At 42.2% G+C, this 17171-nt stretch carries 9 protein-coding genes and 2 tRNA genes; all 11 read right to left on the bottom strand.

All coding sequences use genetic code 11. From position 1 onward, the window contains the following. Positions 1-61: 61 nt before the first annotated feature. Positions 62-3091, bottom strand: a complete 3030-nt coding sequence (locus PV403_RS02485; protein ID WP_332083496.1) for a cell division protein ZapA — start codon at positions 3089-3091, stop codon at positions 62-64. 213 nt (positions 3092-3304) lie between these two features. Continuing rightward, positions 3305-5755, bottom strand: a complete 2451-nt coding sequence (pheT, locus tag PV403_RS02480) for a phenylalanine--tRNA ligase subunit beta (RefSeq protein ID WP_332083495.1) — start codon at positions 5753-5755, stop codon at positions 3305-3307. Between the two features lie 58 nt (positions 5756-5813). Next, the gene (gene pheS / locus PV403_RS02475) at positions 5814-6848 is read right to left on the bottom strand and encodes a phenylalanine--tRNA ligase subunit alpha (RefSeq protein WP_213532007.1); all 1035 of its coding nucleotides are present in this window, start codon (positions 6846-6848) and stop codon (positions 5814-5816) included. A gap of 515 nt (positions 6849-7363) precedes the next feature. After that, positions 7364-9265: a ribosomal protection-like ABC-F family protein gene (gene abc-f, locus PV403_RS02470; RefSeq protein WP_332083494.1), complete on the bottom strand. Its 1902-nt coding sequence runs from the start codon at positions 9263-9265 to the stop codon at positions 7364-7366. 415 nt (positions 9266-9680) lie between these two features. Then, complete coding sequence (locus PV403_RS02465) at positions 9681-10832, bottom strand: SGNH/GDSL hydrolase family protein (protein WP_332083493.1); 1152 nt, start codon at positions 10830-10832, stop codon at positions 9681-9683. Positions 10833-10970: 138 nt separating this feature from the next. After that, a tRNA-Gly gene (locus PV403_RS02460) sits at positions 10971-11041 on the bottom strand. Positions 11042-11051: 10 nt separating this feature from the next. Further along, positions 11052-11125: transfer RNA gene (locus PV403_RS02455), tRNA-Pro, on the bottom strand. Positions 11126-11293: 168 nt separating this feature from the next. Continuing rightward, positions 11294-13417: a putative bifunctional diguanylate cyclase/phosphodiesterase gene (locus tag PV403_RS02450; RefSeq protein ID WP_332083492.1), complete on the bottom strand. Its 2124-nt coding sequence runs from the start codon at positions 13415-13417 to the stop codon at positions 11294-11296. Between the two features lie 282 nt (positions 13418-13699). Continuing rightward, positions 13700-14659 (bottom strand): aldolase catalytic domain-containing protein, encoded by a 960-nt coding sequence (locus PV403_RS02445; RefSeq protein ID WP_191797775.1) that lies wholly within the window; start codon positions 14657-14659, stop codon positions 13700-13702. Positions 14660-14737: 78 nt separating this feature from the next. After that, positions 14738-16075: a hypothetical protein gene (locus PV403_RS02440; RefSeq protein ID WP_332083490.1), complete on the bottom strand. Its 1338-nt coding sequence runs from the start codon at positions 16073-16075 to the stop codon at positions 14738-14740. Further along, a complete protein-coding gene (locus PV403_RS02435) occupies positions 16068-17168 on the bottom strand; it encodes a DUF58 domain-containing protein (RefSeq protein ID WP_332083489.1) in 1101 nt (366 codons plus the stop codon). Before PV403_RS02435 ends, PV403_RS02440 begins: the two co-directional genes overlap by 8 nt. Positions 17169-17171: the final 3 nt, after the last annotated feature.

Here is a 17171-nt window from a genome sequence, read left to right as displayed (position 1 = left end):
CTTAATTAGCCTTGTACGAGGGTCTTTTTACTACCAATTTTTCTAATCAATCGAAGCTTAATTAGTTTTGATCCTGCTCAATCAGTTCTATCCATTCATTATACTCCGTTTGGAGTTTAGCATACTCTTCTTGCAATTTACGGTAGTCATTCGCCAAATCTTCTGATTTATCTTGATGCATTTCACGTTCAACCTCAAGGAGTCTCAACTGGTGAGCCGTTATTTCATAACGCTCCATAATTTCCTGAAGTTCGGTTTCAAGTGCTTTCTTATCGCTTTCGAGCGAAGAAGAACGAGAGATCGCTTCATTTTTCTCATAGGATAATTCAAGCAATCTATCATTACCAGCTGCAATCTGTTTCTGCCAGCTCTTCACTTCCTCCTCTAGATGCTTACGATTTGCTTCCCAATCAGCTTGTTGGTTCATGAGATATTGATATTCGCGCTGAAGCTCCTTATTCTCTTGATCCATTCGCTCCTGCTGATTTGTCCATTCTTGTTCTTTCTCAGCCCAATCTCTAAGTTGACTGCGAAGCTGTTTCTGCTCCTCTTCCAACTGTTTACGTTCCTGCTGAAGCTTGGACTCGGCTTCTGTAAGTTCTTCACATCTTAATTGCCATTCAATCGCTTCTTCTTCTACTTTATCGAGTTGAGACTGTCTGCTATTCACTTCTTCTTTGGCATCTTTCAGTTCAGCTTCAAGAATATTTAGATCTTTGCGAAGCCGCTGCAGCTCTTGTTCGTACTGCTCTGACATTTGAAGATGCTGCTGAGCCTCTTCGACGGAAGATTCAAATTTACCATTCAGTTCAGCATACTTACCGTCAAGAACAGACAACTGTTCTCTGAGATTCTCGGCCTGCTGTTGCGCTTTTTGTGCTTCATCTTGAGCCCTATTAAACTCTTGCTGTAAGTCACGAAGACGCGCTTCTGCAGACTCGAATTGCTCTGCACTTTCTAAGACGTCATTCTCCAGCTGACTAATATCCTTTTGTCTCTGTTCCGCAATTGTTCTCCAATTTTTCTCACTTTCCGTAAGTGTTGCAACTTCACTTTGTAATTTACGGGTTGCCGCATGAGCTTGTTCGAGTACTTTTTGCAATCGGCGCTGTTCCTCTTCTGCTTTGGCTCCCGCTTGTTTCATTTTATTCAATTCCTGCTGACTAGCCGCTTGTTGCTCCTGTAATTTGCGAATCAGCGCAGTACTCGCTGTTTCCCTTTCAGCCGCTTGTTGTACTTTTTGTTTCAGCTCTACTATTCTTTCCTGTGCTTTCAAACGATCTTGTTCTGCTGTATGGAGCTTTCTCTGCAGAGCAACACTGTTTTCTTTGGTTTCAGTAATCTGTTGTTCAAGTTCTTGTACTCGGCGTGTATATTTCGAAATGTTCTCTTCCGCAGCAACATTCAAAGATTCAAGTTTCTGGATTCGAGACTTCTCATCTTCTAATACAGCCGCCAATTGTTTGCGCCCTTCTTCTTCTTCAGATAGCTCCCTCATCGCTTCTTCAAGCTGTAAACTCGCTTCTTTTCGCTCGTTCTCCAAACTCTCCTGCAATTGAGTCAATTCTTGAAGAAGTTTCTGCTCTTTCTTATCATGCTCAGCCATAATTTGCTGTTTCGTGTTATTCAGTTCTGTTTTGTATAGCTCATACGCTTCTGTCTCGGCCTTCTCTGCTTCTTCCAACGCAAGACGCTCAGCCTCTTGTACCTTAGCTTCCATTTCCTTCTTCAATTCTTGAAGCTGTTCTTCCGATCTTTCCCGTTCTGCTTCCAGATCATCATTTGCTTGTTGAAGGCGCTGTTCCAGCTGTTCTGTACGCTCTAACGCATCCGCCTTAATAGATGAAATTATATTTGCATGCTTTTCTTCGGTTTCCGTAAGCATTTCCATAACTTCATTAATACTCTTCTCTGCTTCTGCCTGAGCCTCTGCTTTGATAGATTCGATATCAAGCGCATGCTGTTCTTGCCATTGTTCAAGCTTCGTTTGCAGCTGTGCTTCTGCAAGGCGAATCTGTTCGTCAGCCGCAGTGCGAGCTTCACGAATTTCGGTATCAGCCAGTTCCTGCATGGTTTGTAATTCTTCCGCAGCCTGCTGTTTATAATCCTGCAGTGCTTGATTTGCAGCCGCACGTTCCTGTTCCTTACGCTCCAATTTCTTTTCAAGGTCTTTTTTCAACTGTTGCCAATTATTCTCTAGTTCCTGCTCTTTACGCTGGTGTTGCTCCGTAAGGTTTTTGAGTTTGGTTTGGAGCTCTTTATCCCAGTTTTGTTTATCTGTTTGGAGCTGTTTCTCCCAATTTTCTTTGTTTGCCTTAAGTTGTTTTTCCCAGTTCTGTTGATCGGTCTGGAATTTAGTTTCAAGTGCTTTACGCTCTTGAGCCACTTTATTTAGTTCAGCAGAACGCTGATTCAGGAGTAAATTCAGCTCCTTCAGTTTCGCGTCTGCTTCTTCTTGAAGTTTCTTATGCTTAAGCTCTGCTTCAGCCAGCACTTCCTTACGCCGAGCCTCAAGTGCTACCGTATACTCTTTTTGTTTCTCCGATAACTGTTGCTGCCACTTTTTATCGTTCTGCTGCATACGAGTAGAGAGTTCCGTATTATTTTGCTTCGCCTGTTTTAATTCACCCTCCCGAAGTGAAACCTTCGCAAGAGCTTCTTCAAGCTGAGCTTTGAGTACCTTTTGCTCTTCGGCACGAACACTCTCAAGCTGCGCCAGTGCTTGCTGAGCAGATTGCTTTTCTTTCTCCATCTCTTTCGTAACGGTTTCAAACTGCTCTAATTTTTCTTTTTGTTGTTCATAAGTAATTTTGAGTTTATCCAGCTCACTAACGAGCTGAGTGCGCTCACCAGTGACCATCTTCAGTTCATTCTTTACTTGCTGAACCTGAAGAGACTCTTCTGCCATATGTACTGCAGTGAGTACTGCCAGTCTTGGAGTATCCAGTCTGGAATGATTTTTAGAAATGGTGTTCATTCTTTCATCGACCATACTGGCCACTTGTTTCATATATTCGGCACTGCTGCCGACCAATTTATAAGAAGTTCCGTAGATCTCTACGGTAACGCGTGTACGATCAGGTGTAGTCACAGTTGTGCCCTCCTTCAAGTCTGTATGTTGATTCTTAGATGATGTAACCCTATTTATTAGGTTATAAGTGTAAGTATAAAGATCCCTAAACAAAAAGTCACATCGAAGCCTTTATCTTTAAGGATTCGATGTGACTTAGAGCAATTCCTTCAATTAATTCCTCAAAAAATAAAGGAGAAACATGGAAACTTACACGCCAAGCTCGTCATATCCTTATTTTCGGAGTTCGGCTCCAAAGCGAGTAGAAAGATCTTCTACTACTTTACTATGAACGGCTGTAATTTCTTCTTCTGTCAGTGTATGTTCATGGTGACGGTAAGTCAGGGCAAGAGCAACACTTTTCTTGCCAAGACCTAGTTTTTCTCCGGTAAAGATATCGAATACCTGAACTGATTGTAACAGTTCTCCCGCGGATTCGCGAATAGACGTCAGCATTGCACCTGCTTCAACGCTCTCCTCAACCACAACTGCAATATCACGTTCAACAGCAGGGAAACGAGGAAGTTCACGATATACGAGTGCAGGTCTAGCATATTCATAGATTGCTTCAAGCGACAATTCTGCAACATACGTATCCGCCAGATCATAGCTGTTTTGAATTTCAGGATGAACCTGCCCCATTGTTCCGATCAGGATCGCATCTTTGCCTTCTACATTTAGATAAATGGAAGCAGAACGTCCCGGATGGAAGTCCTTCGGTTCATTTGCGATATAGGACACGTTTTTATCAAGACCGAGATAAGCAAAAATAGACTCAATAGCTCCTTTTAGATCAAAGAAGTCCACTTTTTGTACAGATGTATTCCATTGTTTTTCTACACGATTTCCACTAAGAAGCAGGGATAGCGCAGGAATCTCACGTGGCTGCTTCGTCAAGCTTTCTTCCTCTGTATAAAACACATTACCAATCTCAAAAAGTGCCAAACTGTCCTGTTTACGATTCCGGTTGTATTCAGCTGCGGAAAGCATCTGCGGCAAAATACTCGTTCTCAGCACACTTTGCTCTTCACTCATCGGCATAGCCAGTTTAACAGAGTGACTGCCTTTTGTAAGTTCCGAGAACAATGAACCGCGCACCGGATTTACGAATGAGTAACTGATCACTTCATGATAACCGCCATTCGAAAGAAGAGCGCGAAGCGCACGGCGAATCGTTTGATCCTTCGTGAAGGAACCTGGTGTAGTTGGACCTTCAATCACCGTCGTTGGAATAAGATCGTATCCATATAGTCTTGCTACTTCTTCGATTAGATCTACATCACGAGTAATATCACCACGGCGGGTAGGAACGGTTACTTTAAGTTCATCACTGGATGATACCTCATATGCAAAATGAAGACGATCGAAAATCGCTTTGATCTCTTCTGTTGTGAGTAGGGTTCCCAGATAATTATTCACTTTATCAGTAGATAAAGAAATCACAAACTCTTCTGTTTGAGCCGGTGCAGATTCTACAATCCCCGGATGTACCGTACCTGCTGCATACTGAGCGATCAGGGATGCTGCGCGATTCAGTGCCGGAATAACAGCATTCGGATCTACGTTTTTCTCAAAACGAAGACTGGATTCGGAGCGAAGCCCAAGATCACGAGATGTTTTCCGTACAGTAGTTCCATCAAATCTAGCTGATTCAAGCAAAAGGTTGACCGTATTACTCGTTACTTCGGAGTTTTCTCCGCCCATAACTCCTGCGATCGCAACTGGTTTTTCACCATCGGTAATAAGCAGCATCGTTTCTTTCAACTTGCGCTCTTGTCCGTCAAGTGTCACCATCTTTTCGCCTTCAGCTGCCGTACGTACAACAATGTTGCCGCCAGCAAGGCTATCTGCATCAAATGCATGTAAAGGCTGTCCATATTCAAGCATGACATAGTTCGTAATATCCACAATATTGTTAATTGGACGAATGCCAGCTGCCATAAGACGATTTTGCATCCACTGTGGAGAAGGAGCAATTTGGACACCTGTAATATAGCGAGCAGCATAGTGAGTGCACAATTCAGGGGCGTTCACCGTTACTGAAATATGCTCCGCTGCTGGAGAACCCGATTCTGTTAATTGCTCTTCCGGTTTTGGCAAAGTGATCTCTCTGCCTAAAATCGCGCTCACTTCATAAGCTGCACCGATCATTGATAATGCATCAGAACGGTTTGGTGTCAAATCCAGTTCAAGCACATGATCATTAAGACCGAGTACTTGTTCAATCGGCGTGCCTGGTTCAAGATCGGAAGGCAGAACAAGAATACCTTCTTGTTGTTCTTTTGGTAGCAATTTATCATTAAGGCCCAGCTCTTTCGCAGAACAAATCATCCCTTGGGATAATACGCCGCGCAGTTTTGCTTTTTTGATATCGAGACCGCCGGGAAGCTTGGCTCCGATCATAGCTACCGGTACTTTTTGACCTGCATCTACATTTTTCGCGCCGCATACAATTTGAAGTTCTTCTTCAAGACCTGCATCGACTTTACAGATATTAAGCTTATCCGCATCTGGATGCTTCTCTTTGCTCTTCACGTAGCCAACCACAACTTTCGTTACGCCTTGGTTACGGTTTTCCACTACATCAATTTCAATTCCCGCTCTTGTAATACGCTCAGCCAGATCTTCCGGAGCTACATTTTCAAGAGATATATAATCAGACAACCACTCTGTAGATACTCTCACGGACGTTCACTTCCTTCTATATAAATAGGTTTACCTTGTGATTTGTGATTTGAATATTCTATAATCTTGCAAACTGCTTCAAGAATGACATATCGCTGTTATAAAAATGACGGATATCATCTACACCATATTTCAGCATAGCGATACGCTCGACACCCATACCAAATGCAAAACCGCTGTATTCAGCCGGATCGTATCCGCCCATCTCCAGCACTTTTGGATGTACCATTCCTGCTCCGAGAATCTCAATCCAACCTGTTTGTTTGCAAAGTCTGCATCCTTCACCGCCGCATTTAATGCAAGTAACGTCAACTTCTACACTCGGCTCTGTAAAAGGGAAGAAACTTGGACGGAGTCTGATCTCAGTATGAGCACCAAACATTTCACGAACAAATTGTAAAAGGGTACCTTTCAGGTCACTCATACGGATGTTTTTGCCTACAACGATCCCCTCTACCTGATGGAACTGGAAGGAATGGGTCGCGTCGTCATCATCTCGGCGATATACTTTTCCTGGTACGATAACTTTTACTGGGGTTTCTCCTTGCATGGCTTGCATGGTACGAACCTGCACGGGAGAAGTATGTGTTCTCATGAGGATGTCATCTGTAATATAGAACGAATCCTGCATATCCCGGGCTGGGTGGTTCTTCGGCAGGTTAAGTGCTTCAAAGTTAAAATAATCGGTTTCGACTTCTGGTCCTTCCGCCACTTTGTAACCAAGCCCAACGAAGATATCTTCAAGATCCTGAATTACTTTTGTTAACGGATGAAGACCTCCTTCAGGCATACGGCGTCCTGGCAAGGAAATATCAATTTTCTCTTTAGAAAGGCGTCTCGCAGTCTCTTCTTTTTGGAAAGCCGTTTGTTTTTCCTCAATGACAGACTCAATCGCACCGCGCACTTCATTCGCCACTTGACCGATAACCGGACGTTCCTCTGCACTTAGGGCACCCATACCGCGTAAAATCTCAGTGAGTGCTCCTTTTTTACCTAAATATTTCACACGTATTTCACTTAGCGCCTTATCATCGGCTACGTTTGCAAGCTCAGCGAGAGCTTCAACTTGCAGTGCTTCCAATCTTTCTTTCATGTTGCGGTTACTCCCTTCGTAACTCTTTAGATTTTAATCAATAAAAAAGGCCTTTTCTCCCCCAAAAAAAGGGACGAAAAGACCGTGGTACCACCCTTGTTAGATTCATGTACGACTAAATAAATCTATGGTTTTATAATAAAACCGAGCTAGTCTGTACGAAAACAATCTCACTTTAGCACGTTTGTAACGGTCGTGAACCGGTATCCTCTACTGACCATGAAATAAGGCATTTACATAGGCACCCTATCTGCTGTTCAAGGAACTGCTCCGGAGCGAACTTCGACAGCCTGATTTCGTAGAAACGCTCTCAATCTAAGTGGCGCTTCCTCCCTGTACAAAAGCACTGTGTACTCTTCTCCATCCACGCATTTTGCTCATTAAAATCTCATATATAGATGAAACTAAAGTGTGTAATAATGCTTCGCTTCATTCCTTTAGTTTTCTATATTCATTGCTACATTATTATACGCAAATGACAAGTGCCAATCAAGTCCTCACCTCAAAAATAGGCACTACTTCTTCTCATATGCATCAAGCTGAGCACGTATTTGACGGATTTCCTCAAGAACAGACTCTTCCATATAGTAAGACTCTACATCCGCAGGCTGACCGTTACGATGATTTGAGGTGACTGATCCTGTCAGTAATTCATGCAAACGGTGCTGCAAATGCATACGCCGGTTATCTTCCTCACGCTCTGCTGGAACTTTATTTTTGCGGTCAAGATGGTCTTCATACTCTTCCACATTTCCATCATATATCTGGAGCTGACCTTGTTCATCTCCGCTCAGCTCAATCAGCTGATTAGCAATCTTTCTAACAAGTGTACGGTCATGAGATACAAATACAAGAGATCCTTCGTAGTGAAGCAGAGCTGTCTCGATCACTTCCCGTGTATCAATATCTAAATAGTTAGTCGGTTCATCCAGAACTAGTAAGTTTGCCCCACTAAAATATAGACGAATAAATGCCGCTCTGCATTTTTCTCCCATACTCAGATTCCCTATCTTCTTAAACGCATCATCTCTTGAAAACAAAAAATTACCGAGTACCGTGCGAGCTTCGGTCTGCGTCATGTAGGGATTAACGAGTAAACTGTCCAGTAATGTCATTTCTGTCTGAAGACCTTCCAGCTCCTGAGAAAAATATCCGATCTTTGTCTTCGGATGAAGGACGACATTACCCTTCTGTGGGGTCAAACTTCCCGTGATCAGCTTAAGCAGTGTTGTTTTTCCTGCTCCATTCGGACCCCGAAGGACTAGTCGCTTCCCGCGTTGGACCGAAAAAGTAGTTCCTGTGATGACAGGTTTTCCACTTTCTTCGTATCGATATTCTACATCTTGAAGCTGAACAAAAGTGCGGGCTTCGAACTCACCATCCTTTAGTTCCATACTGACTTTCGGTCCCAAGCGTGGTCGTTCCACACGCTCTCCTTCTAATCGTTCCAGCTGTTTCTGCTTGGCATGATATCTTGATATGTTTTTATTCGCTCTCGCCTTGTAATAGCTTGCAGCTGCTCTCGTTTCAGTCACATTACCTGCATTATTGTGAGATTTCACGAACCATTCTTGATATTTTCGAATGGATTCTTCTAGGGCTTTTTTTGCAAGTTCTTGTTTGCGGTACTTCGTTTCCTGCTCTTTGCGCTCACGCTTCTTCTGTTCCTTATAATCTTCATATCCTCCGGGATATTTACGGACACCGTCTTTGCTGAGTTCACAGATCCCCGTCGCTACATGATCTAGGAAAGTTCGGTCATGCGAGACAAATATAATAGTGCCCGGATAAGATAAAATCCAGTCTTCAAGCCAGATCAAACTTTCTTGATCCAGATGATTGGTTGGCTCATCCAGAATAAGAAGCCGGGGTTTGCTGGCTAATAAAGCGGCTAGACGCAGTCTAGTCTTTTGCCCACCGCTGAGTGATACATAAGGACGGTTCCATAACTCTGCTCCAATCCCCAGGTGAGTCATCATTTTCTCAAGTGCTATTTCTCTAGCATAGCCGCCGTGTGCTTCATATTGTTCCGTAATCTGTCCATACTGCTCCATTAATTCTGAGATCTTATCTTGATCGCCTGAGACAAGGTTTGCCTCGACTTTCTGCAATTTTAATTTCAAATCTCCCCAGGCACCGCTCTCCTTATACGCAACTTCTTGTACTGATTCCACCGCATCTGCTTTGAAATCTTGCCGCATAAATCCAATCTCTTCCGGTTCTAAGTGAATGGTAAGCGTCCCCTTTGATGCCTGTTCGCTTCCCGTCAAAATGTGCAGCAAGGTCGTTTTACCACATCCATTACGGCCAAATATAGCAATTCGCTCATGCTCGTTCACTTCCAGATTTACATGTTCAAACAGCCGTCTACCGTTCCATTCCTTACTGATTTCATGCATATGAATTAGTGTCGTCATATGAATATCTCCCTCTTTCTCTTCGCGCAAGCTAAAACACTGCAAGCAAGCAGCCTGCAGCGAAGACGAGAGCCTATAGAAATGAATGCACCTAAAGATGGGTGGTTGGTAAAATAAATCCAGGTCTTAATGTGCTACCTTACTCTGCCATAGTTAATGAACAGAACTTATTCAAGGTACAAAAAACTTATAAATAGCACAAAAAAACCACACCATTCCCATGACTGAATGTAGGCACACTTATCCTAGGGTCGTCAGCCGCAAACAGCTAACCTGCTTCACCATCGGTTTGCAGTTATCCGTAGGATTTCATGTGCTTTACTTCATGGGACGTGTGGTTACCTCTCATTCATCTTTAATTGTTAGTTAGTATAACACGGTATCATTAGTTTCTAAACCTGTAATTTTCTGTATTTCATAAATTTTGTTCGCGAAACCACTCTAGAAAAGCATCCGCGACTTCTCTTCCCGCAATGCCGTTTGGATGCGGGTCATATTCATTACTCATGAATTTAGGCTGAATCCGGTGTTCCTCTGTTGCCGGGCAGGATAAAACTTTGGCAATATCAAACACAACATCCGTTCCTTCTGGCGGACACGTCCGAATCGTTTCATTGACAGTTCGCCACACTCCTTCTCTTTCCTGTGTAAAATTAAACGGCGGCACCGTAAATAAGATCACCCGCACACCCCTGCGCTCTGGATTTTGCTTTATTTTTCGGATAATAATAGATAAGTCCGCAAGCAATTCATCCGCGCTTCGACTTCCAATATCAATATCATTCACACCGAGGACAATTGCTACTATACTGCCCTGTTTTGATTTAGCAAGCCAAGGGCCATCCGTTGCTGCATCATAGGCTCTTGCCCATCCGGAACCGATATTCCAAATACCATATTCAGGACCAAGACCATCAGCTATGCGAGAAACCCAGTACTCGTAGCCATCTTTTCGCGTTCTTACTCCCTGAGTTATGGAATCTCCCAAGAAAACAATCTCTTCCCTCACCTGTTTTTTATATCCTATAAAAGCTGGCAGAACAAGACGATTCTCGGATGCGGTAAACAAGACTCCTTGTTCTTCATCTGCCTTATTCCCCTCCGCTTCAAAAGCAGATACAAGTAGCCCCTCCGTATTGTATGGGAATGATCTACCTGCAAAAGCTGTAATCGTCCACGAGAATACTAAATCATGTCCTGCCGGAACATCTATATGTACCGAATCACTCCAGAACTTCTCTGCAGGAGTCACTTCTTTGCTTACTTCTCCATCAAAAGTCACCTTTATTGCGCTGCCAGGTATAATGCTGCCATCTCGTTTATGCCCGCTAACCGCTACATAAGCGCTTTCAATAACCCATACACCGCCAGGCATACTTCCTTTCGCATTGTTCCCTACATCCCAAGTCGAGTCTACCGCATTACTGTGCCAAAACTTCAAATCAAGCTGACCCGTTTCTCTCAGTCTTACGTACGTCCGGTAGGTACGTGTAGTTGCTGTTTCCTGCTCCATGATGAAATTAGTTGCCGTGGAGACTGCTGTTGCGGATCCATATTCATCTGCCATTTTCCACCCATCCCCTCCTCATTATGTAAAATCAAACTGTCCTCATCTATTATACTAAAGCTTTGGTTATATTCATTATAAATTAGATTCTCGAGAACAAAAAAAGCCTCTTGCCTAAGGCAAGAGGCTTTACTATGAAGCGGGTGATGGGAATCGAACCCACGCTATCAGCTTGGAAGGCTGAAGTTCTACCATTGAACTACACCCGCACAGTGACGATCGGGACGACACGATTTGAACATGCGACCCCCTGGTCCCAAACCAGGTGCTCTACCAAGCTGAGCTACGTCCCGTCAAATGAATGTGCGTCATTCATTAGTGACAAGAAATAATATATCATAACTCTACTTTCTCTGCAACCTTAAATTTATAACTACAATCCATTTTTCTCAGTCTCAGCACATGCGAATTCACGTAACAAAAGGTAAGTGCATGTGCTGGGTATCCTCTGAGAATAAATTTTAGGCAATAGCTTTTAAAAATCTAGATTCAAAATCAACGGATGCAAGTGGTCTGCTGAAAAAATAACCTTGCGCATCATTACAGTGCTGTTCTTGTAAAAATAAAAGTTGATCTTCGTTCTCTACCCCTTCCGCAGTCACTTTGAGCTGAAGATGCTTTGCCATAGAGGTAATCGTGGATACGATTGCTTTATTGTTACGATCCACCATCAGTTCCCGAACAAAGGACTGATCAATTTTAAGACGGTCGATAGGTAGATTTTTCAGATAATGAAGTGAACTGTATCCCGTACCAAAATCATCGATACTGATCTGCACTCCAAGCTTTTTAATACTTTCGAGTACTTTCATACCTTGTGTCATATCAAACATCGTACTTTCTGTTATTTCAAGTTCTAAGTAAGCAGGATCAAGGCCTGTGTCCTGCAAAACACGTTTAATTCGTTCTGCAAGCTGTACTTCCTGAAATTGTTGAATCGATAAATTTACGGATATCGTCAAAGGTTTGTATCCTTGATTTTGCCACATTCGGTTTTGATGACACGCTTCTCTAAGCACCCATTCTCCGAGCGGTACGATAAGTCCGCATTCTTCAGCAAGAGGAATAAAATCGATTGGTGATATACGTCCTCTCATCGGATGATTCCACCGAACAAGCGCTTCTACTCCAACCACTTCACCGGTAGCAAGATTCATCTGCGGCTGATACTCAAGATAGAATTCTTTACGTTCTAGACCTTTACGTATATCGTGTTCCATCTGTAAGCTCTCTTGAGCTTCTCTCTTCATAGATAAGGTATACCTATTAAAATCTTGTCCTTCATTTTTTGCAAAATATAAAGCCGTATTTGCATTACGAAGAAGTTCGTCCGGCTTAGCACCATCATAAGGATATATACTAACTCCTGCAGAAGGTGTAATGTATAGTTCTCGTTCTTTTATAAAAATAGGATCTTTTACACGCTCTAAAATTTCATAAACCCGATTATGTAACATTTCTACGCTTTCTATTCCGGTCATAACGATTGCATATCGATCTCCTCCAAGAGAAAAGACTTCTTTTCCCCCTTGATAGTCAAGCAAGCGTTCCCCTGTCTGTTTCAAAAGCTGGTCCCCAAGTATATAACCAAGGGAATCATTAATGATCTTAAATCGACTAATATTAATAACAAGCAAACCTAACAGTGCACCATCAGTCTCTGCTTTTTCAAGACATCCGCTCACATAGTGAAGCAAAGATCTCCGGTTACCAAGCCCAGTGGTCTCATCATAATGAGCCATATAGTCTAATTTTTTTCTGGTTACATTTTGCTCTTCTAATGGACTCTTAATATAGACGTTATAATAAATATTTTGAAAAATAATATACGAAATCAATTGAAACAACATCGAAAAAGTAAAGAATAAATCCTGAACATAAGTAACTCGAAGTATAAAACCTTGGCTTATAATACAAAAACAAACGCCTAGGATCAGCCGGAAATTAATTTCCTTACTGCGCTTCTTTCGCGAGAAAATAATACCTGCTAACGCGAACACAAAAAATAAAAGAAGCGATGCATGCACAACATAATGAGTTGAATTGATCGTTTGTGACCACGGATCAGAACTGCTGAAAACATATTCTGTTATACCGTTATTGTAAAGAATCAACATAAGAAAACTGATATACAAGGTCCCCATCGTAAAACTTACCCATCTTGGGAATGGCTTCTGCTTTGCAGGCAGCTTAAATCCGAGAAACAACATACACAGCACACAGATTAAGCGAGCCATAAAAATAATGACAAGTACATCTATGGAATCAACCAACCGTTCATTACCTATCGTAATTTCCCCGTAATAAAGAAATAACAAAAGTTCAAGCAGTCCTCCAGCAAAGAAGACGTAAGAAAAGTATTGTCCATTCCTGGTTTGGTCCCCTTTTGCCTGCATCCTGCTCTGATTATAAGCAGATAAACAAATAATCATAGAAACTAATGAAATTCCAAGACCTAATAGATGAAAAAATTGTTGATTTACAAGTGATGATAATGAACCTGGTATCCATGGAGTCAATAAACATAAGAACAAACCCGCTAACACCAATTTGATGGATTTGTGATATCCATTTATAAAGTTCATAACATTTTCTATGCCTCCATTCATCTATAACTAAAACCATTTTACTTGTTGTCCAAAAATTTAATCTAATATGACACATTTCAACATTATTCTTCCGCTTTATTGGACTATAATACCATTTTTACAAGGAATCGTGTATCTTTTTTTGTGAACAACGATGCATAACAACGTATTTTGTAGTTCTAAAGACATATAAATCAAGGATTGAACACAAAAAAACGCCCTATGTGAATATCACATAGAGCGTCTAATTATCAAGCAAATTTTTTGCTACTTTGTTGTCTATTCAAAATTAACTTCGGGTGTGGTGAGCTTGTCGTAGAATTCTACGACCTGATCTTTACTTTCCGAAGCACGAAGAGCCATTGCTGAACGGGGATGTTCATCAAGATGTCCTGTAACCATGTAAGGCAGGAGATAACCCCATTCTTCCTTTTCTCGCAAAGGCACAAGCCAGTTTTCCAGCACGCTTAGAACAGGACGCAGTTTGTACTTGGTTCCCTTCAAATGAGCAATAAGCAGTTCTGTCGGACAATTGCCGGCCGCACGCCCCATTCCATATACAGATGCATCAAGAAGTTCTACACCAAGTTCTGAAGCAATTAGTGTATTTGAAAAAGCTAGTTGCATATTGTTATGTGTATGTACACCGAGTCGTTTATTAGGAAGATGCTTTTTGAATTTCTCAACGAGATATTTAATGTCGTTATGATCCAAGCTGCCGTATGAGTCTACGATGTATACTACATCTACAACACTCTCATTAATCATTTCAAAAGCTTCTAAAAGTTCATTCTCCATAACGTTAGAAAGAGCCATGATATTCAGTGTTGTCTCGTAACCGCGGTCATGGAAAGTCTGTGCAAGCTCAAGACCTTTGTCCACATCCTTGATATAACAAGCTACACGAATTAAGTCCAGCATACTTTCACTACGAGGTAAAATATCGGCTTCGTCTACTCTGCCAATATCAACCAGAGCAGATAATTTCGTATTTCCTTTTTGCGGGATCACTTTACGCAGAAAATCATCATTCAAAAAGCGCCATGGTCCTGCTTTTTCTGCTCCTTTAAGTAACTTGGGAGAGTTTTTATACCCAATCTCCATGTACTCTACCCCTGCTTCATTCAGCCCTTCATAAAGTCCTTGGACAAACTCAACGCTGAAATCCCAATTGTTTACGAGACCGCCGTCTCGAATCGTGCAATCTACAATTTTGCTTGTGTTCGTCAATGTCTTCATGCATAAGCTCCTTTGGCATCTTTATCTATTTCTACCATGATACTTGAACGTAGAAGGAAAAGTAAAGGGAAGGTTTACCTATTGATTTGTCTTCCATTCCCTATCTATTTGTTGAATCGCTTCTTCACTTACATTTCTCTTTCCATACCTAACTTTGTTATATAAGGGGAATAGGTCATCAGGAGCTGCTCCCAAGTCATCCTTATGTTTTTTATTCGTTCTTTCTGTCTTCGCTGTCGTCTTTATCTTATCCAGCTCTTGTTTCACTTCAAAAGGAGTTAGATGAACTGGGATCTCAAGCCCCTGTCCTTTGACCCGGAGAATGTATTCTCGATAATAATACCGAATACGTTCCTTAGGATCGCTCGGCACGGATTCTCTTTGAAAGAAACGAAGCCAGTTCTTCTTCTTCGGTTTTTCTTCAATCGTTTCAATGATATCTATATATGCCGTTTTAGGCGGGACGCCAGGCATTGGGTTCTTTTTACGATGTTCTAGATACTCAGTGAACTTCAAAAATAATTTCCAAGCCTTATAAAGTATAAAACATAGCACTATGATAGCTGCCAAAAAGACAAATGTTCTCAGCAAAAATTCCCAAATAGGCGATGGTTCTTGCGGAATTTTCTCCTCATTAGGCAGAAAGGGAGGAAGAACCTCCGTAACTCCTGTAGAGTTAGGGATATTCTCCTGCGGAGTCTCACTGCTAAATAGATTTCTCACCCAAGCAGTAAACCAACTCCATACAGAGGCAGCTACTTCTGATAAGCGCTGAAATGCTCCGACAAATAAAACGATAGTGATGAAGATCAAGGTACGCAATTGATTAATCCTTGTAAAACTCCTTACGAGCGGCCTTTGCCCTTTTGGATCAAGAGTAACCTTGCGCATTTCCTGGCTATGACGATTCCAGAGCAGCAATATAAAACTAACCAGTCCGCTTACATAAACCCCCACACTGTATGGCGTAAGCGAAGGATACCTTCCGACAAAAAAACTGAGCACCACCAATGATATGAGACCAAATAACCGATATTTCCCTGATATAAAAATCGAATGCTCGATATGCTTCTGCAAATAAAATCCCCGATAGCCTACAGCTCCGCCAAGAACGACACCTGCTATGATGAAAAGTAGACGACTCTCCGCAGATCCTGCCATTAAAGCCGCAGTGGTAATTAACATTCCACCAAGTACAGCTGCAACAACAGCAAATGTTGAACTCTTCATATATAGCACTCTTCCGCCCAATACCCCGGCACTGATCGCAACAAAACCAATACAGAGCACATATATAGGTGAAATCCCTAGAACATAGACAGATAAAATAACAATAAGAGCATAGCTATAAATTAATTCGGCAGCGCCTTGTAGTATAGCTAGAACAGGAAAAGTATAGGTTTGTTTCTTATTCATTTCCCCCCTCCTTATCCTCTATGAACAGGACGGTGATCCGGTTACCTGCGTTTCGCAGTCTTGCTAACTGGGTTTCCATCGCTTGTGACACATAGGCGGTAATCAGTAAATAATCGAGCTTCCGTTCCTCATCTTCTTGCCGGTCAGCTTCATCCCGCAGCATTTGTTCCATTGGCATAAGACACTTCAATTGAACCTCAGCCATGGTTTGCATAATATATTCTGCATGAACAGAGCCATAATCCGCCTCAATCCGAACACTTGTATCTGCCTTTTCCGAATAAGCATTGTGTGCAAACCCCGCCTTCAGCCCTCTGCCTGCCGCATAACTGACTGCAGTTGCCGCATAAGACAAGCCTCGCTCCACCAGCTCTGGTCTTGTCACTACACTCCACATTTCTTCCGATTCTTGTATATTAAATAGGATCATCGTCTGTGGGTCAGAACTGAAGCCCTGTTTAAATACTTGAAGATCGCCTGTCCTTGCGGTAGCGCTCCAGTGAATACGATTCATTGGATCACTTTCCCCATAAGGACGAACCCCTACGATTAAAAAGGGATCTTCCACGATCCACCTGGATACTTCTAGTTCTCCTTGCCATACTTCGAAGTTCGACGGCATTTCATGATCCGAGAGGATTGCCGGATACACAGTCAATGCAATGGATACGGGCAACTTTTGACTTGTAGAGTAGATATTAAAGAGATCTCCCCCCGTCATCGTGACCGTCTCCATCTGATAAACACCCCGTTTCTGACATACCACAAAGTGTCTTCTTGAGATTTTAGTGAAGGGTCTCATCGTAAACACGCTTTGATGATTTTGATAAATGTTTCCTTTACTGATCCCCATTTCTTCTCCTGTTTGAAAAGAAAAGGAAGCAGGCATCATCGCTTCTAGACGCAGCCAAGGAATAGGCAGTCTTTTTTCATTAGCAATCTTTTCCGTCATAACTAACTGATCACCTGCATAACAGCGTTCTTTTTCAAATTCTCTCGAATACGTAACGCGCCTTAGCACAGGAATTCCAAATATCGCTTGCTCCACCAAAATCAGCAAAAGACCGACGACAATAAACCATAAGAGATCCATAAG

Source organism: Paenibacillus sp. GYB006 (assembly GCF_036577645.1).
Taxonomy (GTDB): Bacteria; Bacillota; Bacilli; order Paenibacillales; family Paenibacillaceae; genus Paenibacillus.
The sequence above is the reverse complement of the archived record's forward strand: the minus strand, read 5'-3'. Positions and strand labels throughout refer to the sequence as shown.